The sequence below is a fragment of the Christiangramia marina genome, from assembly GCF_048285865.1.
In the GTDB taxonomy this organism is placed as follows: Bacteria; Bacteroidota; Bacteroidia; order Flavobacteriales; family Flavobacteriaceae; genus Christiangramia; species Christiangramia marina.
In genome coordinates this window covers 678-921 of record NZ_JBLVTK010000013.1, presented here as the reverse complement: position 1 = coordinate 921, position 244 = coordinate 678, and the positions used below count along the sequence as shown (strand labels likewise).

1 protein-coding gene is annotated in these 244 nt (G+C 42.6%); it reads left to right on the top strand.

Annotated features, from left to right (window positions below; all coding sequences use genetic code 11):
• On the top strand, positions 1 to 244 hold a 244-nt coding region (locus tag ACNKXS_RS15550; protein ID WP_417921604.1), incomplete at both ends, for an Ig-like domain-containing protein.

Sequence of the window (244 nt, the reverse complement as noted above, 5' to 3'; positions counted from 1 at the left end):
AGCTTACAGTAACAATTTCTGAAGCTCAGGAACCTGCCAATGGAACGGTAACTATCGATGAGAATGGCGTGGTAACCTATACTCCAGACGAAAACTTCAACGGAACTGATACTTTTGAATACACTATTTCTGATGGTAATGGTGGAACCGATACCGCTACGGTAACAGTAACTGTAGGTGCTGAAAATGACGCTCCTATTGCTGTAGATGATTCAGCTTCAACAATTGAAGACACTCCAGTCGA